This is a genomic window from Proteus sp. FME41 (genome assembly GCF_014897315.1).
Lineage (GTDB): Bacteria > Pseudomonadota > Gammaproteobacteria > Enterobacterales > Enterobacteriaceae > Proteus.
This window is the reverse complement of the sequence record NZ_JABUYL010000003.1, coordinates 1-21,336: the sequence shown is the minus strand read 5'-3', so window position 1 is coordinate 21,336 and position 21,336 is coordinate 1. Positions and strand designations below refer to the sequence as shown.

Below are 21,336 nucleotides of genomic sequence, written 5' to 3'. Positions count from 1 at the left end.
ATTACTGTGCATTTTTGGCTTTAGAGCGTGAAACACGGGCTTCGCCAATCAAATAGTCAAATAAGAAAATAATTGCCAACATCACGACGATTAAAATCGAACCGTAGGCAATTGCGACGCCGTATTCACCATCTTCAACACGGTTTAAAATATAAGCCGTTGCAACGCGTGTATCTGGTGTAACAAGGAAGACAATGGCACTGACTGTGGTAATGGCACGTACAAAGCTATAAATTAGCGCAGACAAAATAGCGGGGCGCAATAACGGTAATAGCACATAGAAAATCGTTCTCATTGAATTTGCTCTTAAGCTTAAAGAGGCTTCATCAAGTGATTTATCAATTTGCCCTAATCCCGCAATACCTGCACGTATCCCTACTGGCACATTACGCATTGTCATCGAGATAATCACAATCGCCGCCGTGCCCGTTAAATAGAACGGTGAGTCGTTAAACGCAAGAATATAAGAGACACCCGCTACTGTACCCGGTACGGCGAAACAGAGCATTGTCGTGAACTCGATGCTTTTTTTACCTTTAAAGTCTTGGCGTACCACAATATAGGCAATGAGTAAGCCGAGAATAGCCGTAATAGGTGCTGCAATACCTGCATATAACAAAGTATCTAGCAGTGAAGGCCATGCACCGTCACTCATTCCTTGACCAAATAACTTGATAAAGTTATCGAATGTTAAGGTGTAATCGACGCCCCAGTTAACGGTAAAGCTACCGTAGAAAATGCTGCCATATAACAAGATATTAAAGACGACCCAAATGCCGAGAACGGTCGTGACAAACGCAATCAGTGACGATGGCAGTGGTTGAACATCTCCCCGGTAGGACTTACCTGAAACGGTGACATAAGAGCGTTTACCAATCCACATATACTGCACACAGAACACTAAGAGTGAGAACACCAGAAGAGAGGCACCTAATGTACTGGCTGACTGATAATCAAGCTGAGAGCCTGTGATATAGAAATAAATTTGGGTGGCAATAACATCAAAGTTGCCTCCTAAAACGAGCGGGTTACTAAAGTCAGCGAGAGATTGCACAATGACAATTAAAAAGGCATTGGCTAACGCGGGCTTAAGTAACGGCATAAAGACGTTAAAAAAGGTTTGATAACGGTTGGCTCTTAAGGTGTAAGAGGCTTCTTCTAATGAAGGATGAATAGTTTTAATGGCGCCATCTAAAATCATAAACGACATAGGGGTAAATGCGAGCACTTGCGCTAACCAAATACCGGTAAAACCGTATAACCAGTTGGTATTTTCAAGTCCCGCATAAGTGGCGAGAAACTCCGTAATATACCCAGAGCGACCCATCATTAGCGTTACGCCTAAACCGACAACAAAAGGCGGCGTGACAATAGGTAAGATAGAAAATATACGACCAATAATGGCAGAACGTACTGCAATACGAGAGGTATAAATTGCCAATATTAAACCAAAAAAAGTACAACCTATTCCCACTGCGATAGAGAGCATTATTGAGTTAAGCATGACTTGCACAATATGGGCTTGGCTTAAGATAGCAATAAACGCAAATGGGGCAAAATCACCCGCACTGTCTTTAAACATCGGGATAAAAATAGCGATACTTGGGAAGATAATAAAGGCACCGATAAGTGCAACAACAGCAATAAGAGAGCCAATAACAAAGCTATCACCACCTAGCCACTCAAGGCGTGTTAAGGCGGTTTTCATTATCATACCCAAGGAGATAAACAAGATAATAGTAGAATAGCCTAAACCACGACCTTCAAGCGTTGCTGTTACTATCATAATAAAGGCACACAGCAACGCAAAACCAGCATCAAAATAATGACGAGAGCGGTTTTCACGTTTAGGGGCACTAAATGGGCGGAAGAGCAGTAAGTTTGGCAATACAAACCAGAGCCAACTAATATTTAGGCTACTCCAGCCATACGAGGTGAGTAATTCATCTGCTGTAGAATCTAAAAGACCGTAATCAAGGCTCCATGACGGCAGTAACACAAAAGCCATCCACGCAATTAGGATCCATAAAAATATGGGATCCCGCCTCTTTTTTTCAGGTAAAGCGAGTGTGTGAGACATAAATCCCCCGAGAGTAAATGTATTTATTATTATGTGAAAAAGAGAGCGAGAGGGTATCTCGCTCTATTAATGAGCTATTTACCCATTTTTACTTCGGTTACCCACTTATTAATCAACTCTTTACGCACTTCGCTATCGCCATATTTATCCATGTCGTAGTTGATGAGTTTTAAGTCTGATAATTTCAGTGCCATTGGTGAAGATTCAGCCGAGGTATTAGTCAGAATTTGGTAAGATTTACCTTCTTTCCAACTAATTTCTTGCGCTTCTTTTGAGAGTGTCCAATCTACGAATAATTTTGCGTTATCCATATTACGGGCATTTTTAATGATACTGACACCCCCAATTTCATAACCTGTACCTTCACAAGGTGAAATCAATTCAAGCGGTGCGCCATTTTCAACTTCTAATGAGTAGTCATGTAAGAAACCAATCCCAATGGCAGCTTCACCACGAGCGGCATTTCGCGCTGGAGCAATACCTGACTTGGTGTATTGTGAAATATTAGTATTAATTTTTTTCAGATAATCAAAGGCTTGTTCAGTACCCCATAACTGGTCAAAGGTTGCCAGTGCGGTGTAAGCGGTTCCTGAACTTTGTGGATCAGCAATTTGGATTTCACCTTTATATTCAGGTTTAATTAAATCTTTCCAGCACGTTGGGATAGCGATGCCTTTTTCTTTTAAGCGATCTTTATTGACGCCAAAACCTAAAATTCCGACATAAACCGCAGAAGAGTAGTTACCTTTGCGTTTAGCGGGATCACGAAACTGTGGCATGATCTGATCAAGATTAGGTGAAACATACGGTTCTAGCAGATCCATTTCACCCGCTTGTGAGTGAGGATCCATTGTACCGCCATACCAAACATCAGCTTGAGGGTTACGCTTTTCAGCTTCAATTTTGGCTAAAGTACTGCCTGAACCATTACGGACAAAGGTTGTTTTAACATCATACTTTTCAGCGAAAGCTTTTGTTTCAGCTTCGCACATCGCATTTGTCGCACTACAGTAAACGACTAAGCGGCCTGCCGCGTGGGTTGATAAGCTAACGGCAGAAAGTGCCAGACCGGCGGCAACGAGTGTAGAGAGGGTTTTCAATTTCATGTTCAGAACCTTTTAAATGTGTCGTCATCGGAAAATGAAAGTGGGCCAACTGAATGCTCTTGTTTGCTAACATCAGCAATCAATAACGGCATTAGCAGTAGTCCCATTAAGGCCGCAGCACTGGTTAATAATGCAAACATCCCAGTCCAACCATAATGCGCCATGACCTGACTTAATGGCCAACCTGCCATTGCAGCCCCTAAATAGGCATACAATCCCAAGTAGCCAGTTACCGTGCCCGCTGCGTTTTTATGACAATATTCTGTTGCAGCAAGCCCGATTAACATCTGTGGTCCAAACACAAAAAAACCGATACTAAAAAAACAGGCGGCAAGCAGAGCATAATGATGAATTGGTATTAACCAAAGCGCAGCCACTGCGGTAAAAAGCCCGAGTGAAAACAGCAATATCATTGGTGCTCGTTGGCCTCGGAATAAGAGATCCGACCCCCAGCCTGAACATAACGCGCCTAATAAACCACCCACTTCAAATAACGATAGAATGGCATTAGCACTTAATAAGTTGGCGCCATGTGTTTCTGATAACCAGATATTTCCCCAATCGTTTATCGCCATACGTATGAGATAAACCAAAATATAAGAAAAACCCAGTAACCAAATCATTCGGTTAAATAAAATGCTCTCTTTCAATATCGTTAGCATCGGCTTCGGTGGAGAAGCTTGCTCTTGACGTAATTCAAAAACATCGCGTCGCCACACACCCACAGTCGGCAGGCCTTCTTCTACCGGAGTACCTTTTAATCGCACACACAGCCATAACCCAATCATAATGCCGATAATACCGGGTACAATCAGTGCAACTTGCCAACTATAATGTGTCGCTAACCATGCGGTTAAAATAGGAAGGCTCATCCCGCCAAGATTGATTGAGATATTCCATAATCCCCACCAGAAGCCTCGCTCATTGCGTGAATACCAGTGTGTTAACAACCTTGCACAAGGTGGCCACCCAAAGCCTTGAAAGAAACCATTTAGTGCCCAGACCAAAAGCAGTGCGGGAAAAGAGAGGCAGTAGGCAAAAATAATATTCATAATGCCTGTCATCACCAATCCCACACCCATAAACCAACGGTATCCCCATTTATCATGGAAAATACCGGAAATAAATTTAGATAAACCGTAAGTCAGATAAAACAGACTCGCTATCCAACCGATATCACTTTTATCTAAATTTAATTCAATCTGCATAACAGGCATAACAAAGTTGACGCTTTTACGTGTGAGGTAAAAGGTGGCATACCCAATAATCATCGACAGCATTAAATTTTTGCGCCAAAAGTGATAGGTCTTATTAATTGATGCCGAATTTTTACCTGACATAACATCCTCTTTGATGTTGCAAATGTAAAAAAAATGTCGCGAAAAAGAATGAGATAAGGTTGTAGATGACTAAGACTTATTCTTAGTTTTCACTGTTTTCTTTCGAATTTGTGGGTAAGTTAACAATTATTTTCGTACCGTGATGATTTATCACTTCCCATTCTCCGCCTAAAGCGCGAATGCGTTCTTCAATACCTCGCAATCCAAAGCCACTACTTTGTTGTGCAGATAATGACGTGGGTGACATACCAATGCCATTATCGCTGATAATTAACCGTAAGCGGTTTTGGCTTTGAGTCAAAGAGACTTGGATATCAGTGGCGTTAGCGTGTTTACTAATATTATTTAAGAGCTCTTGTACTAAACGGTAAAGGGTAAAAATAATGGTTTCGTTGTCAGGCTCTTTTTCTAATGAATAATTAAAATGGCAGGTAATGCCGTTGTCATTGAACGAAAATTCATTAATAAGATGATGAAGGGCTTTTTCAAGTGACATTTCATCTAACACAGGAGGGCGCAATTGTCGAAGCAGTTGGCGTGTAGATTGATGAATTTGCAAAGCAAGCCGTTCGATTTGTTCGCTTGTTTGGCGTGCTTTATCATTATTAGCCGTTTTTTTCATCAGCATAGATTGAATTTGGATAGCGGTAATATTTTGTCCAATTTCATCATGCAATTCGCGAGCAATGGCTTTCTTCACATCCTCTTCCGTATGAACCAGTTTTTCCATTAGATCACGACGAGCTTGTAACTCTTGCTCTAGGCGTAAACGGTAATGACGTAAATTATGAGCAAGCTGCTGTTGTCGGCTAATCGCAATCCCCAAACCAATACCGATAATGGCTTGTGTGGTTAAGAACATTTCTAATTCACGTAAGTCATTAAATGCGCCATTAACTTGGCGAGCAAAGGTAATAATCAAACTGCCTAATAGTGCGGATAATACGCCACCTTGCCAGCCATAACGGTACGCCATAAAGACATTAGGAATAAAAACGAGAATAACTAATAAACGCTCTATTTCAGGTGTTAAGAAAAACTGCGCACTTAATCCGATAAGGCAAAATAGAAATCCCCACATGAGTAATGATGTTCTTAATGGGGGATCAAGGGTTCCATCAGAGATTAACGCGCGACTTTGCAGTTCACGAAGGTATTCATAAAGTAAAAATACAAAGGGGGCGAGTAGTATGCCTCCGGTGACAGAGGTCAGAAAAATTTCGCTGGTGGTATTAATGAAAAAGCCAAGAATAAAGGCTTGTAACAGGCTATTAAAACCGACAGCGCCAATTAAAAGTGTTAAACGTTGCCAATAAAGCGGATATCGCCACCAAATACGCTGAATTTCTAACGCAATAATCAAGCTTAATAGCGGAGAGAGATAAATAATAGTATGGGTGATTAATTGCTCTTGTGTCAGCCAATAATAAAGCCCCCATTCAGCAAATAGCATCGGCAACCAAAAACGCCGCCAAAGTAAAATGATCAGCGCTAACCGCAGGCCTTGAGGTAAAAAAAGAGCAGCTTGTTGTCCATTTTTACTTAAGTAAAAGCCAATCACCCAAAGTGATAGCCAAAGTAAAGAGTAAGTCAGTAATAAAAAAAGGGACTGAAGAAGAAAACGTAGCCCTCTTTTCATTTTATAGCGAGCCTGTAATTAACTGATTTTTCAGTGCGAAATGGACTAAATCGATAGTGGTTTCACAGTCTAATTTACCCAGTACATTGGCACGGTGGACATGCACTGTTTTATGGCTAAGGTTAAGTTGTACCGCTATTGTTTTGACGTTAACACCTTGGACAAGAAGATTAAAAATCTCTCTTTCACGCGGTGTTAAGGTATGCAATGCATCTTCTTTTTCAGGGGTGTGTCGTAATGCTTTCATTGCATCAGAGCAAAGATAGCAACCGCCTTGATGTACCGCGCGTACGGCTTGTACTAATTCTTCTGGGCCACAGCGTTTGGTTAAATAACCGCGTGCACCTGAATCTAACGCGCTTTGAACAAAAGCGGGCGTATCGTAGATACTTAAAATAATGGTACGAAAATCAGGGCGTTTTTGTTTTAAACGATTTTGCAGTTGTAGGCCACTTTCACCCGGCATAGAGAGATCCATGACAGCAACATCAATATCATCATGCACTAAATAAGGCCATGCTTCTTGCCCATTAGAATATTCACCCACAATATGAATATCAGGTTCCAGCATTAAGAGTTGTGCAAATCCAGAACGGACAACAATGTGATCATCTACTAAAGCCACTTTTATCATAATTTTTTATTAGTCAGAGAGTAGTCAGACAATACTTATATGATTTATAACAAGCTACAGAAAGATAAGCGAGGAAAAATGGAGAAGAAACCTAGTTTTGAACCTTATATCTCGTTTTTATCAAGGTGAATCGTGACAAGCAAATAATAACAATGGGTTATTTATTGTTCTTGTTATTGTTTCCCATAAGCAGGGAAACTCTGCCTATGGGAAGTTGGCAATATTTTATCAGGTGCGCCGTAAAATCCCGTCCTTTAGGGTGGGGAGGATGTCAATGATTAAGCAACTTGAACAGGCACCGCTTTGGCAATACGTTTCATTTCATTGTTGTCTTCAAAATATGCAATGTTTGGCTTATGGCTACGCGCATCGCTATCAGGAATTTGTACATAAGAGCAAATAATTAAGCGATCGCCAACGGCAGCACGACGAGCGGCGGCACCATTGACAGAAATAATTCGTGAACCTCTTTCTGCACAAATGGCGTAAGTTGAAAAACGTTCGCCATTATCAACGTTATAAATATCGATCGCTTCATTTTCAAGAATGCCAGCGGCATCCATAAAATCCTGATCAATCGCGCAAGAGCCTTCGTAATGAAGATCGGCTTGTGTTACTTTTACGCGATGAAGTTTGCCTTGTAACATAGTGCGTAGCATTGTTGTGTTTCCTATATTCTAATAATTAATTACACAAGATTAACTTGCTGGTTATCGATAAGGCGCGTATTACCTAGCCATGCAGCCATTAAAATCACCGCTCGACGACTCTCTTCATTGAGTGGTGTTAGCGTATCCGCGTCACAAATAAAGCACTCATCCGCACGAAAACCTTGTTGCTCTAAGGTGTTTTTTGCACGTTGTAGCAACTGATTAACATCGTGATTACCCGACTTTAATTGCTCTGCAATTTCTTGCATTGCTTGATAAAGTGCGGGAGCTTGTTGTTTTTCATTATCAGATAATAGGCGATTACGTGAACTTAGCGCTAAACCATTTTTGTCACGTACGATAGCAACAGGAACGATGCTGATATCCATACATAAATCGCTTACCATCTTTTTGATAATTTGTAGTTGTTGGAAGTCTTTTTCACCAAACATCGCAACATCAGGTTGAATAAGATTAAATAGCTTGCTGACAACGGTAGTGACACCACGAAAATGGCCTGGACGGCTCGCCCCTTCTAAAATAGTAGAAAGCATCGGCACATCAACCGTTGTCTGGTTTTCCATGCCCTGTGGATACATCTCTTTAGCCGATGGGGCAAAGATAATATCGACATTTTTATCGCGGAGTAATTCACAATCTTCTTGTAAGGTACGAGGGTAATTGGCTAAATCAGCTTCTCTGTCAAATTGAAGAGGATTAACAAATACAGAAGTAATGACTACATCAGCATGAATACGGGCTTCTTCAATTAACTTTAGGTGACCTTCATGAAGATTACCCATTGTTGGAACCAATGCAATGCGTTTACCTTCTTGCTTTAATCGCTTGATTTCTCTGCGTAAGATAAGCGTAGTTTCAATAATTAGCACGCGTGACTCCTTTAAACGATGTTTATAAATTGAGATGATAAATCAGTTAAATGAATGTTGTTCTTGTGGAAACTGGCCTTGTTCTACTTGCTGAACATAAAGGCTGACGGCACCTTTTAATGAGCCAGCTTCTTGTAAAAAATCTTTTGAGAATTTAGGGGCTTGAGGTGTTAGGCCTAATAAGTCATGCATAACAAGAATTTGCCCGTCAGTAACATTTCCTGCACCAATACCAATAACAGGCATAGTCAGTGTATCGGTAATCGCTTTTGCGAGAGTAACCGGAACACATTCTAATACTGCGAGTTGTGCTCCCGCTTTTTCAAGGGCGATAGCATCTTGCTTTAATTGCTCAGCGGTATCGTTTTCTCTACCTTGAACTTTATAGCCTCCAAATACGTTGACCGATTGTGGTGTTAACCCTAAATGAATACAAACGGGAACTGCGCGTTCTGTCAGCATTTTAACGGTAGAAATTAACCAGCTACCGCCTTCAATTTTCACCATATTCGCCCCTGATTGCATCAACGTAGCCGCATTAAGACACGCTTGCTCGGGGGTTGAATAAGACATAAAGGGCATATCAGCAATTAAAAAAGCGTTAGGTGCGCCAGCTCTGACACAACGAGTGTGATAGGCAATTTGCTCAACGGTAACAGGCAGTGTGCTGCTATGACCTTGTAGTGTCATTCCCAATGAATCACCAATAAGCATGGCCTGAATACCCTCTTGTGCAAAAAGGCGAGCAAAACTTGCATCATAAGCGGTGATCGTAGCGAATTTTTTATTTTCTTGCTTATAGCGATTTAGCGTTGAAAGTGTAGTGGGTTTCATTATAACAAACTCCATCATTGTTGGTTTTTTGTGTGCAGATAAAATAAAATGCTTCACATAATTGTTTGTTTATTAAAGGAATTTTTAAATTATCAATATAAAGCCGCTTTCGATTGTAGCATTTAAGGACTAAAAACGAAGAAAAAGTAACTACATGAGTAATAAAAAACAACAAATGATAATTTTTATTTATATTCATCAATTGGTTATATGTAAAAAATAAATATAAAAGAGTTTAGAGATTGAGGCGATGAGGGGAGTTTGAAAAATTGAGGGAAAGCAAAGGAGAAGAGATAGGCTGATACTGTTTATGTTTTTCACAGTATCAACCTTTAGCATTAAGGGCGTATTAGTGTGAAGTTACCACTTTTCCATGCCATTTTCAGGCACTAACGCCAATCTGTCTGCTAATAATTCACCATCAGGAAAGCGAAGGTCTGGTGCTAATTCAGCTAATGGGTAGAGCATAAATTCACGGACTTTAAGCCCGTAATGAGGCACCGTTAAGCGCTCAGTTTGGATAACATCATCACCAAATAACATGATGTCGAGATCCAGCGTTCTTGGGCCCCAACGATGGCCCTCTTTTCTGATACGACCTTGCGCCAATTCAATTGCTTGTGTGTTATCAAGCAATATCTCTGGTGCTAAGGTTGTATCAACAGCAATGGCAACATTAAGATAATCGGGCTGATCTTGTGGTCCCATTGGGCGTGTACGATACCAAGATGATTGTGCAATCAGTGTGGTTTGTGGAATTTCACTGATTGCTTTAATCGCAGAATTCACTTGATTTTCAGGTGAATCCAAATTGCTACCTAAAATGATATAAACACGCTTTCTCTGTTTACTCATTGCTGTCCTCTAGTCTTGATGCAGGTTTGGCATTTGGATGGCGGGGACGCTTACGTGGGCGTGTAGGACGCCGACGAACAGGGGCTTGACCTAATTCAGATACCATTGAACGCTGTTGCGTATTGTTAGAGGCTTGGAAATCGGCCCACCAACTTGCTAATGCTTCGAGTTCTGGGTTTTGTTGTACATTGGCACGCAATTCCAGTAAATCGAATGCAGCACGGAATTTAGGATGTTCAAGCAGTTTATTGGCACGACGACCTTGGCGTTTAGGTAAACGTTGTTGTAATTGCCAAATATCACGCATCATTGTTGTAATGCGTTTTGGTATTGCAATAGTACGACATTGTTCATCTAAAATATTATTCATTGCCATGGCGAATGAATCATAGTAGGAAAGACCACTTTCTTGGACAAGCTCTTCTGCGTGCTCAATTAATGGATACCACAACATTGCCGCAAATAAGAATGCAGGATTAACACGCATGTCTTTATTAATACGATAATCCGTATTTTTGAGAACTTGATCTAACATTCTCTCCATTGGCGTATCGTGTTGCTCTGTCATTCTGGATGCAATTAGAGGGAACAGCGGCTCAAGTATTTGATGGCGACACATTAACTGGTAAGTTTTATAGCCTTGCCCTGTTTGTAATAATTTCAGTGCCTCTTCAAAGAGACGTGCTGATGGAATATTACGTAACAATGGAGCAAGTCGACTAATTGGCTCTGCGGTTTCAGGGGCAATTTGCATATCAAGCTTACTGGCAAAGCGGATCGCTCTTAGCATTCTAACGGGATCTTCACGATAACGTGTTTCAGGATCACCAATTAAACGAATAATGCCCGCTTTTAAGTCAGCTAAGCCACCGACATAATCACGTACAGCAAAATCATCAACACTGTAATAGAGGCTGTTTAATGTAAAGTCACGGCGAATGGCATCTTCTTCAATAGAGCCAAAAATATTATCGCGCAGTAACATACCACTTTGTGCTTGCTGTGATTGGTTGTTGTCTGAAATTTCATGATCTTCATGAGAGCCACGGAAGGTGGCAACTTCAATGACTTCAGGGCCAAACATAATATGCGCAAGGCGGAAACGGCGACCGACTAAACGGCTATTGCGGAATAATCGGCGCACATCTTCAGGTGTTGCATTTGTGGCAATATCAAAATCTTTTGGTTTTTTTCCCAGTAATAAGTCACGGACACCGCCACCGACTAAATAAGCCTGAAAGCCAGAGTTATTTAGGCGATAAAGCACTTTTAATGCATTATCACTGATGTCTTTACGTGAAATTGGGTGTTGATCTCTTGGGATCACTGTCATTGGCAAATCACTCCCGTTCGCCTTTTCTTTATTACTCTTTTTCTTACGGGGACGGTCTGCAGATATAGCAGGACGCCGACGCACAGGTTTCTGTGTTTCTTGTATTGGTCGGTCAGATGCAGTTGTCACTGGCCTTTCATTTGCTACCGGTTGTGTGTCTGTTGACGTCGTTTGCCGCCCTAGCAGATTACGGCAGAAATGTGCTACTCGATTAAAAATATGACACCTCGAATAATAAAATCTAATAATTAAAAAAATTAAGCGGCTAATCATAGCCTACTGAACATTTTTTGAGAATGCTTTGTGTGGTTTATTCGTACCCTTGTTGCTGATGATTTTGTTTTAAAACCTCAGAAGGTGTCCACTGTACTATTGCAATCTCTAATAATGATGCTAACGAATAATCTTGCCAGCCAGCGATAATAGGCTGATTAAGAAATTGTAAGGCATCGATAATGACGGGTCTTGGATCAGAATCCGGCAACGCATGCGCGTGATTTTGCTTCGATAATTTATTACCGTCATGGTTTATTGCTAAAGGCAAATGAGCATAACGCGGAATAGGTAAATTCAGTTGCTTATGTAAACTGATTTGTCGCAATGTGGGGTCAAGTAGATCAGCACCTCTTACAACATCAGTTACACCCTGATAACTATCATCAATCACCGTCACTAGATTATACGCAAATAAGTTATCTTTTCTGTGAATAATCATATCTTCTAGTACGATAGATGTACTTTTAGCGTAATACGTACCTTGAATGATATCTTCAAAATGATAAATAGGATGCTGTTGGATCAGACGCCAAGCGCTGTTTTTATCAAATGGTGTGTGGTTATTTGTTAAAGCAGCATGGTGACGGCAGTGGTTATCATACACACCACCTAAGTCATGTAAACGATGACGGCTACAATGACAGTGATAACAGACACCCTCTTGCCAAAGTGAAGATAACACTTCATGGTAAGCGTCATGGCGTTGCGATTGATAAAGAATATCACCATCCCAGAGCAAACCATAATGTTCTAATGTACAAATAATTTGGGATGCCGTGCCGGGAGGTTCTCTTGAAGGGTCAATATCATCGATGCGCAGAAGCCAACGCCCTTGGTGTGCGCGAGCTTGAAGATAACTAGCAAGTGCAGTAACCAATGAGCCAAAATGAAGTTGACCCGTTGGTGATGGCGCAAAGCGCCCAGTATAGTCTGTAATCTCGTGCATCGAAAGATTCAGATAAACGCCTCAACGTATTACGTTGAGGCGTTGGCTCATCAATTAGCCTGCCATCTGCTTTTCACGGATTTCAGCTAATGTTTTACAGTCGATACATAAATCGGCTGTAGGGCGAGCTTCTAAACGGCGAATGCCGATCTCAACCCCACAAGATTCACAGAAACCAAAGTCATCATCTTCGACTTTTTTCAGTGTTTTCTCGATTTTCTTAATGAGTTTACGTTCACGATCACGGTTACGCAGCTCAAGACTGAATTCTTCTTCTTGTGCAGCACGGTCAACGGGATCGGGGAAGTTTGCCGCCTCATCTTGCATATGAGTAACGGTGCGGTTGACTTCATCCCTGAGCTGATTGCGCCAAGATTCAAGTATTAGCTTAAAATGCGCTAATTGGGCTTCGTTCATGTACTCTTCGCCCGCTTTTTCTTGATACGGCTCAACGCCAGCGATTGCGAGAATGCTCATGGACGATGTTTTACGCTTTTGCCCTTCTTGCATAATGCTTCTCCTACATACGCATTTCTGAATAATCCCCACCTTCAAAACAGGAAGGGGAAAAAATAGGGCGCTATAAATAGCAGATGCCCGCGAGGATAGCAATTATTCCTTTAATAAGTTTTCTCATGGTGTGAAGGCACGCAAGTAAATGTCCCTTTTTAGTTAAAAAATACTTAACTAACACGATGAAAATCAATTAACCATTTGAAATAAAAGGTAATTGCTGTCCAATTGTTAAATTGTACTCACTAATATTGATGCGATAACACAAGATTTCAACCCCTGCATCATGGGCTTCTTTTAACAATGAAGCATAGTCAGGGTCAATCTCTTTAGCAACAGTCACTTCCGTAATGCCAGTATGGGGAACTGCGTAGAATAAGACAGCCCTTAAACCTGAATTTGCGATAGCGGTCAACTCTCGCAGATGTTTCTGACCACGTTGTGTTTTGGCATCAGGAAAATAACCTATTCCGTTATCTAGTAATGTGACTGATTTCACTTCAATATAGCAGTCAACTTTATGATTTGATTTAAGTAAAATGTCAATACGGCTATTCTCATTACCGTATTTCACTTCTCGTTTTATCTCTTCATATTCAGATAATTCTGGAATGTCACCAGCTTCAATGGCATCGGCAATAATCCCATTTGCTCTTAAGGTATTTACACAGATCCAATCATCAGTTTGAGTCTGTGTCAGTTCCCAACTGTGTGGGTACTTTCTTTTTGCATTTGAAGAGGTGGAGTACCAAACCGTATCACCGGGGGTTGCGCATCCCGTCATTGCCCCTGTGTTGGCACAATGGAGCGTGAATTCTTCCCCACTAGGGGTGACAACGTCTGCTAAAAAACGCTTATATCGTTTTAGTAAAGTGGCAGATTGTAGTGGTTGCTCAAATTTCATGACGACTCCGATGAAAATACGACCTTTAATAAAGCGCTAATGCTACAATGCCGCGCAGAGAAAGTTAATCAATCATGGAGCCTGTGTGCATTTATTGCCAATCTTTGAGGTAACGGAAAAAATTGTTACTGCGTTAAAACAATCCCCACAAGTTTTACTGCATGCCCCAACAGGTGCAGGTAAATCAACGGCGCTTCCCCTCTATTTACTTCAGCAAAATCTCTTCGATGGGAAAATAATTTTATTAGAGCCAAGACGAATTGCGACTAAAAGCATTGCTTATCGTTTAGCGAGTCAGCTAAATGAAGAAGTTGGTAATACGGTAGGTTACCGTATGAAAGCGGAAAGCAAGGTCTGTTCACAAACTCGACTTGAAGTGGTAACTGAAGGGGTATTAAACCGGATGTTACAGCAAGATCCGGAACTCACGGGCGTGAGTCTAGTGATTTTAGATGAATTTCATGAACGTAGTTTACAAGCAGATTTAGCACTGGCTCTATTGCTTGATGTGCAGATGGGGTTACGTGATGATTTGCGTGTATTGATTATGTCGGCAACCTTAGACAATCAAAAACTTACCTCACTATTACCTGATGCCCCCATGATCAGTGCGCAAGGGCGCAGTTATCCTGTTGCGAGGTTGTATCATCCTATCAACACACATCAACCATTTGAACAAGAAATTGCCACAATGGCGTTGCGATTATTAGCACAAGAAACGGGTTCTATGCTGATATTCTTGCCGGGTAGTGCAGAGATAGTACGTGTTGCAGATATTCTAAAAGATAAAGTGGATGACAATGTTTTGCTATTTCCGCTTTATGGTGCGCTTTCATTGACAGAACAACAAAAAGCGATTGAGCCAACTGAAAAAGGTTATCGAAAGGTGGTACTTGCCACCAATATTGCAGAAACCAGTCTGACTATTGAAGGTATTCGCTTAGTTATTGATAGTGCTATTGAAAAACGCGCTCAATTTGATTTGAAAAGCGGTGTCACTAGCTTATTGCGCCAAAGAATTAGCCAATCGTCACAGACACAGAGAGCTGGACGAGCAGGGCGCCTTGAGACTGGCATTTGCTGGCATTTAATCAGCCAAGAGCAGGCAGAGCGTGTTGCTTCTCACCAAATACCTGAAATTTTAAGTAGTGATTTATCGTCGTTATGGCTTTCTATCTTGCAGTGGGGGTGTCGCGACATTAATCAGTTGAATTGGTTAGATACGCCAACACCCCAAGCATTACATGCCGCTCAAGATTTATTGTATCGTTTAGGTGCAACAGATAAACAAGGTGGATTAACCGCACGAGGCTCACGCATGGCGCAATGGGGCATAGAGCCTCGATTAGCTGCAATCTTAGATTATGCAAGTGAGCAAAGTGATAATCATCTTGCGACGGCAGCACGCCTATGTGTAATCTTAGAAGAGCCACCCCGAGGACAAGAAATTAATCTGGAGTGGATTGCTCAGCAAAAAAACACCTTCTGGATGCGACGTGAAAAACAGCTTTCTCAACATCGGAAAGGAATGTTTTGCCCTGAATTGTTAGGTTTATTATTAGCGGTTGGATTTCCTGATAGGATTGCTAAAAATCGTGATAATCAAGGTCGTTTTCGTTTAGCCAATGGGCAAGGTGCCATGATGGATCACTCGCACTCAATGAGTGATACAACGTGGATCTTAGCACCATTGTTATTACAAAATGCGCATTATGCCGATGTCCGAATTTTATTAGCGCTACCGATTGATATTGATGAAATATCAGCTACCTTTCCTGAACTTATTGAAAATAATACGACTGTTGAATGGGATGAAAAACGCGGTACGTTAGTTGCATGGCAACAAAGCCAATTAGGGCGATTAACCTTAAGCCAGTGCCAATTAGACAAACCCAATAAACAGCAAATGCAACAAGCATTATTAAATTGGCTGAGAGATAACGGTTTAAATGCTTTAGCACTGAATGAAGAGACTCAACAGCTTTTTATACGCCTTTCTTTGGCGAAAAAATGGTGTCCAGAAGCCTTATTGCCTGATTTAGAAGAAACGGTGTTACTTGAAACGCTAGAAACATGGTTATTGCCCGAACTTGGCGATAGACAAACATTAAAAGCGTTACAACAAATTGATATTAATACAATTATTAAAAACCAATTAACATGGCATGAAAATCAGTTGCTTCAAAGCTTATTTCCGACGCATTATTTGGCACCAACAGGCACAAAAGTGATTATCAACTATGATATGGAGTTACCTCCTGTGATCGCGATCCGCATTCAAGAGGTTTATGGCGAACAGCAAAGCCCTATTGTAGCGAATGGTCAATTACCCGTTGTGATGGAGTTACTATCACCTGCTCATCGACCTATTCAGAAAACACAAGATTTGGCGACATTTTGGGCAGGAAGTTATAAAGAGGTGCAAAAAGAGATGAAAGGGCGCTATCCCAAGCATTTATGGCCTGACTCACCCGCCGATACGGCACCCACACGACGAGTAAAAAAATATAGCCAATAAATGAGTATTAGTTTTACCCTAGTTTTATGTGTATTTGAGAGCTTTCTTGTGGGATCACACAGAAAAATAGCGACAATGTTAGGCTTCTTTATCCCGTGATAAAGGGGTTTTAATGAGAGATACAGTTCATGAGTAGAAAGAAAAGACCAGTGAAACAAACCAAAAGAGGTCGTTCTTGGTTTTGGTTATTTGTCAAAATCGCCATTGTGGTTGCGGTTTTAATGGGCATTTATGGTGTTTATTTACATTCTCAAATTAAAGAGCGCCTTGATGGCAATGTTTGGGAATTACCTGCCGCGGTTTACGGACGTACTGTTAACTTAGAACCGGGCATGAATTATAGCCAAAAAGAGATGGTGAGCTTACTTGAGGGTATGCAATACCGGAATGTTAACAAAATCACCCGTCCTGGCGAATTTGTGGTAAGAGGTAACACGATTGAAATGTTGCGCCGACCTTTTGATTTTCCTGATGGTCGTGAAGAACAAATTTTAGCTAAATTGACCTTTGAGCAAAACTCACTTGCTAGTATTACTAATATGGGTAATCAGCGCCAATTTGGTTTTTTTCGCCTTGATCCTAAACTGATCACCATGATGCAATCTGCAAGTGGTGAACAACGTTTATTCTTAGCAAGAGATAAATTTCCACAGCTATTAGTGGATACGTTAATTGCAACGGAAGATCGCCGTTTTTACGAGCATGACGGTATCAGCTTTTATTCTATTGGCCGTGCGGTATTAGCGAACTTTACGGCGGGTAAAGCGGTTCAAGGTGGGAGTACCTTAACGCAACAGTTAGTGAAAAACCTGTTTTTGACTAACGAAAGAACATTAAAAAGAAAGCTTAATGAAGCCTATATGGCGATCATTATGGATGCGAGTTATAGCAAAGATCGCATTTTAGAATTGTATCTTAATGAAGTCTTTTTAGGGCAAAGTGGCGATGAACAAATTCGGGGCTTCCCTTTAGCCAGTCTTTACTATTTTGGCCGTCCTGTTGATGAATTAAGCCTTGATCAGCAAGCGCTTTTAGTAGGGATGGTTAAAGGTGCTTCTGCTTATAATCCTTGGCGCAACCCTAAAGCAGCGTTAGAACGCCGTAATGTGGTATTAAAACTACTGCAAACCCAAGAGATAATTGACCAAGAGCTTTACAATGTGCTTAGTGCGCGCCCTTTAGGTGTGAAGCCACGTAGCGAAGCGTTAACGCCTCAACCTGCGTTTATGCAATTGGTTCGCCAAGAGTTACAAACAAACTTAGGCGATAAAGTAAAAGATTTATCGGGTACCAAAATTTTTACTACATTAGATCCTGTCTCACAAGATGCGGCTGAAAAAGCGGTTGAAGTGGGGGTCGCGGATATCCGTAAAGTGCGTAAAATTGACGATCTTGAAGGGGCGATGGTCGTAGTTGATCGTCTAAGTGGTGAAGTTAGAGCCTTAGTGGGCGGTTCTCAACCACAATATGCAGGCTTTAACCGTGCCTTATCAGCCCGTCGTTCAATTGGTTCTTTAGCAAAACCTGCCACGTACTTAACCGCATTAAGTGAGCCTGAACGTTTTCGTTTAAATACATGGCTTGCGGATGAGCCTATTTCTGTGCCTATTCCGGGGGGGAAACCTTGGCAACCGCGTAACTACGATCGTGGTTATAAAGGCAAATTAATGCTGGTGGATGCGTTAGCAACATCACGTAACGTGCCAACCGTGAATCTGGGTTTAGAAGTGGGATTAGACCAAGTGATCAAAACATGGATTAACTTGGGCGCACCTGCTGAAAATCTAGAAAAAGTGCCTTCCATGCTATTAGGTGCATTAAACTTAACCCCAATGGAAGTGGCTCAAACATTCCAAACTATTGGTAGTTTAGGTAACCGAGCAAAAGTATCTTCATTGCGTTCTGTTATTACCCAAGATGGCACGGTGCTTTATCAAAGTTACCCTCAAGCAGAAACCACAGTTTCATCACAAGCGGCTTATATGACGTTATTTGGTATGCAACAAGTGGTGAATTCAGGAACAGCATGGCGTGTATTAAAACCTAAATTTGGTCATTACAATCTTGCAGGTAAAACCGGTACCACTAACGATCTCCGTGATAGTTGGTTTGCGGGAATAGATGGCAAGGAAGTGACGATTTCATGGATGGGACGCGATAATAATGGCCCAACGAACTTAACGGGTTCAACAGGGGCATTGTTGCTGTATCGTAACTATTTAGAAAATCAGGCACCGCTGAAATTAAATCTACCAGTGCCAGAAGATATCGCAGAGATGTCTGTTGATGCTCAAGGTAACTTTGCTTGTTATGGCGGAGGTGTTCGTACTCTACCTGTATGGACAGCAAATCCAGATGGATTGTGTACACCTATTCAGCAAGATACTGATGAAAGTGGCGCACCAAAGTGGTTACAAGATCTGTTTTCTGAGTAAGTAATCACATAGATTAGCTAAAATAAAAACGGCACATAAGTGCCGTTTTTTGTTTATTCACATCTTATTTTTATTAAAAAACGAATCGAATATTAGCCCTTCATCTGAGCAAAAGCATATTCCGCAGCATCAATAGTGCGTTGAATATCTTCTTTGGTATGAGCAATAGACATAAAGCCAGCTTCAAATGCAGAAGGTGCAAGGTAGACGCGTTTTTCTAGCATCAAATGGAAGAATTGTTTAAAGCGTTCAACATCGCAGTTCATCACATCTTGATAGCAAGTGACTTCTTTTGCATCCGTAAAGAACAGACCAAACATCCCGCCAACATGATTGATAACCATTGGAATGCCCGCTTGTTGTGCTTTTTCAAGTAAACCATCAGCTAGCATTGTTGTTAGCTCATCTAATGTTTGATGAACTCCCGGTTGTGATACTTCGTGTAAACACGCGAGACCTGCTGCCATAGCAATTGGGTTGCCTGATAAAGTACCAGCTTGATAAACAGGACCAATTGGTGCGAGTTTAGACATTACTTCCATATGTCCACCAAAAGCACCCACTGGCATACCGCCACCAATGATTTTACCTAAGCATGTTAAATCAGGATCAACATCGTAATAAGCTTGTGCGCCCCCTAATGCCACGCGAAAACCTGTCATAACTTCATCAATAATCAGCAATGCACCAAACTCATCACATAATGCGCGCAAGCCCGGTAAGAAATCGGCTTTTGGTGGTACGCAGTTCATATTGCCCGCAACAGGCTCAACAATGATACAGGCGACTTCTTCAGGGTAGTTTTCAAATGCTTGGCGTACAGAATTTAAATCGTTGTAAGTACAGGTTAAAGTGTGCTTTACAAAATCAGCGGGTACACCCGGTGAATTTGGTTGTCCCATCGTTAATGCGCCAGAGCCTGCTTTGACTAATAGGCAATCGGCATGGCCGTGGTAGCAACCTTCGAATTTAATGATTTTGTCACGACCCGTATAACCACGAGCAAGGCGAATAGCGCTCATTGTCGCTTCTGTACCTGAGTTCACCATGCGAACCATATCCATGGAAGGCACAAGTTCAGTCACTAGGTTTGCCATTTCAACTTCAGCTGCTGTTGGTGCGCCAAAGCTTAGGCCTTTTTGTACCGCGTCAGTAACAGCATGGCGAATAGAAGGGTGGTTGTGGCCTAAAACCATCGGTCCCCATGAGCCGACATAGTCAAGGTAAGCGCGCCCATCGACATCATAAATATACGCACCATTAGCACGTTCAATAAAAAGCGGGGTTCCACCTACACCGTTAAATGCTCTAACAGGTGAGTTGACACCGCCGGGGATCACTTGTTGTGCGAGATTATAAAGCGTTTCAGACTTGCTCATGTCAGACTCCTAATGATGGGTGAGCGTAAGATTAAGGCGTATTCTAAAGCACCACGCAGATGAAGCCAAATACACGGCAACAACATTTTGATTTATCACTGTTATTGTGAGTACGTGATTTATCGTAAAAAGCGATAGGTAGCAAAAAGTGTATTTTGTCCACAACAAACTTGAAGGTTATGAGCAGGTATTAGATAATCATCACATTATATCAGCAAGAAATATAAATTTTTGCTGACTGTTTTTTTGCTGGAATACCCAGTCTGGAGTGAACAATGAGTGATGATATGGCTCTGCCGTTACAATTTACTGACGCGGCTGCAAATAAAGTAAAAGATCTGATTGCGGATGAAGAAAATCCAAATCTGCGTTTACGTGTTTATATCACGGGCGGCGGTTGTAGTGGATTCCAGTATGGTTTTACCTTTGATGATGCAATGAATGAAGGTGATATGACCATAGAAAAACAAGGCGTTGCCTTAGTGGTTGATCCGATGAGTTTGCAGTATTTAGTGGGTGGCTGTGTGGATTATACCGAGGGGTTGGAGGGTTCGCGTTTTATTGTGACGAATCCTAATGCTACAAGTACGTGTGGTTGCGGTTCTTCCTTTAGTATTTGATCCTTCTTTGGCGTCGTGGCTGTGCAGTAGTGCTGTGGCGTTATAGCAACACTCGTAATGCTTTACGCTGTTTATATTCTTTGGCGTCGTGGCTGTGCAGTAGTGCCACGGCGTTAGAGCAGTGCTCGTAATGCTCACATACTAATGTATGCTCCGCTTACTGTGCGCTGTCTGCCTTGTTGCACAGCTTGCTCGCTCACGACTTTTGTCTGTGAGAGTTTGTTGGTTACTCTTTTCTTTTTTTCTTCTCTTCTCTTCTTTTCTCTTCTTTTCTTTTCTCTTCTTTTCGTTATTTATTCTTTCTGAGCTTATTTCATAAAATCACTCTGTGGGTGATATTTCTGTCTCTATTTAAAGGGATCTTCTGCGATACACTAAATTTTA

Annotated in this window: 16 protein-coding genes and 1 pseudogene; 3 read left to right on the top strand and 14 right to left on the bottom strand. The window is 41.5% G+C overall.

The window, feature by feature from the left end:
* Position 1: 1 nt before the first annotated feature.
* The 13 genes from INT04_RS03950 to sfsA all read right to left on the bottom strand — a co-directional run bounded on the left by INT04_RS03950 (position 2) and on the right by sfsA (position 14,000).
* On the bottom strand, positions 2-2,080 hold the full coding sequence (locus INT04_RS03950; protein WP_193014849.1) for an ABC transporter permease: 2,079 nt from the start codon (positions 2,078-2,080) through the stop codon (positions 2-4).
* Positions 2,081-2,154: 74 nt separating this feature from the next.
* Entirely contained in the window at positions 2,155-3,186 is a 1,032-nt protein-coding gene (locus INT04_RS03945; RefSeq protein ID WP_109392034.1) for an ABC transporter substrate-binding protein, read from the bottom strand.
* Positions 3,187-3,188: 2 nt separating this feature from the next.
* The gene (gene uhpC, locus INT04_RS03940) at positions 3,189-4,541 is read right to left on the bottom strand and encodes an MFS transporter family glucose-6-phosphate receptor UhpC (RefSeq protein ID WP_319022958.1); all 1,353 of its coding nucleotides are present in this window, start codon (positions 4,539-4,541) and stop codon (positions 3,189-3,191) included.
* Between the two features lie 67 nt (positions 4,542-4,608).
* Positions 4,609-6,165, bottom strand: coding sequence for an MASE1 domain-containing protein (locus INT04_RS03935; RefSeq protein WP_193014847.1), 1,557 nt, complete (start codon positions 6,163-6,165; stop codon positions 4,609-4,611).
* Position 6,166: 1 nt separating this feature from the next.
* Entirely contained in the window at positions 6,167-6,799 is a 633-nt protein-coding gene (locus tag INT04_RS03930; protein ID WP_193014846.1) for a response regulator transcription factor, read from the bottom strand.
* Positions 6,800-7,077: 278 nt separating this feature from the next.
* On the bottom strand, positions 7,078-7,458 hold the full coding sequence (panD, locus tag INT04_RS03925) for an aspartate 1-decarboxylase (protein WP_064719124.1): 381 nt from the start codon (positions 7,456-7,458) through the stop codon (positions 7,078-7,080).
* A 29-nt stretch (positions 7,459-7,487) separates the two neighbouring features.
* The gene (gene panC / locus INT04_RS03920) at positions 7,488-8,339 is read right to left on the bottom strand and encodes a pantoate--beta-alanine ligase (protein WP_193014845.1); all 852 of its coding nucleotides are present in this window, start codon (positions 8,337-8,339) and stop codon (positions 7,488-7,490) included.
* A 42-nt stretch (positions 8,340-8,381) separates the two neighbouring features.
* Positions 8,382-9,173: a 3-methyl-2-oxobutanoate hydroxymethyltransferase gene (gene panB, locus INT04_RS03915; protein WP_193014844.1), complete on the bottom strand. Its 792-nt coding sequence runs from the start codon at positions 9,171-9,173 to the stop codon at positions 8,382-8,384.
* Between the two features lie 360 nt (positions 9,174-9,533).
* Positions 9,534-10,028 carry a 2-amino-4-hydroxy-6-hydroxymethyldihydropteridine diphosphokinase gene (gene folK, locus INT04_RS03910; RefSeq protein ID WP_193014843.1) on the bottom strand — a complete coding sequence of 165 codons (495 nt, stop codon included), beginning with the start codon at positions 10,026-10,028 and terminating at the stop codon, positions 9,534-9,536.
* Positions 10,021-11,580 carry a polynucleotide adenylyltransferase PcnB gene (pcnB, locus tag INT04_RS03905; RefSeq protein ID WP_413465698.1) on the bottom strand — a complete coding sequence of 520 codons (1,560 nt, stop codon included), beginning with the start codon at positions 11,578-11,580 and terminating at the stop codon, positions 10,021-10,023. The genes folK and pcnB overlap by 8 nt, the downstream gene beginning before the upstream one ends.
* A gap of 91 nt (positions 11,581-11,671) precedes the next feature.
* Positions 11,672-12,583 (bottom strand): tRNA glutamyl-Q(34) synthetase GluQRS, encoded by a 912-nt coding sequence (gene gluQRS, locus INT04_RS03900; protein WP_193014841.1) that lies wholly within the window; start codon positions 12,581-12,583, stop codon positions 11,672-11,674.
* Between the two features lie 54 nt (positions 12,584-12,637).
* Positions 12,638-13,093, bottom strand: a complete 456-nt coding sequence (gene dksA / locus INT04_RS03895) for an RNA polymerase-binding protein DksA (protein ID WP_023580786.1) — start codon at positions 13,091-13,093, stop codon at positions 12,638-12,640.
* Positions 13,094-13,289: 196 nt separating this feature from the next.
* The gene (gene sfsA, locus INT04_RS03890; protein WP_193014840.1) at positions 13,290-14,000 is read right to left on the bottom strand and encodes a DNA/RNA nuclease SfsA; all 711 of its coding nucleotides are present in this window, start codon (positions 13,998-14,000) and stop codon (positions 13,290-13,292) included.
* Positions 14,001-14,085: 85 nt separating this feature from the next.
* Between sfsA and hrpB the strand changes: the two genes are divergently transcribed.
* Both hrpB and mrcB read left to right on the top strand, forming a co-directional pair.
* Entirely contained in the window at positions 14,086-16,518 is a 2,433-nt protein-coding gene (gene hrpB, locus INT04_RS03885; protein ID WP_193014839.1) for an ATP-dependent helicase HrpB, read from the top strand.
* A gap of 128 nt (positions 16,519-16,646) precedes the next feature.
* Positions 16,647-18,953 (top strand): annotated as a pseudogene (gene mrcB / locus INT04_RS03880) (bifunctional glycosyl transferase/transpeptidase); the annotation flags it as partial.
* Positions 18,954-19,045: 92 nt separating this feature from the next.
* On the opposite strand, the gene hemL reads toward mrcB, so the two are convergent.
* Positions 19,046-20,332 (bottom strand): glutamate-1-semialdehyde 2,1-aminomutase, encoded by a 1,287-nt coding sequence (hemL, locus tag INT04_RS03875; protein ID WP_193014837.1) that lies wholly within the window; start codon positions 20,330-20,332, stop codon positions 19,046-19,048.
* 275 nt (positions 20,333-20,607) lie between these two features.
* Here hemL and erpA point away from each other — a divergent pair, with 275 nt between their 5' ends.
* Positions 20,608-20,952 (top strand): iron-sulfur cluster insertion protein ErpA, encoded by a 345-nt coding sequence (gene erpA, locus INT04_RS03870; protein WP_088493601.1) that lies wholly within the window; start codon positions 20,608-20,610, stop codon positions 20,950-20,952.
* The last annotated feature ends 384 nt before the right edge of the window (positions 20,953-21,336 follow it).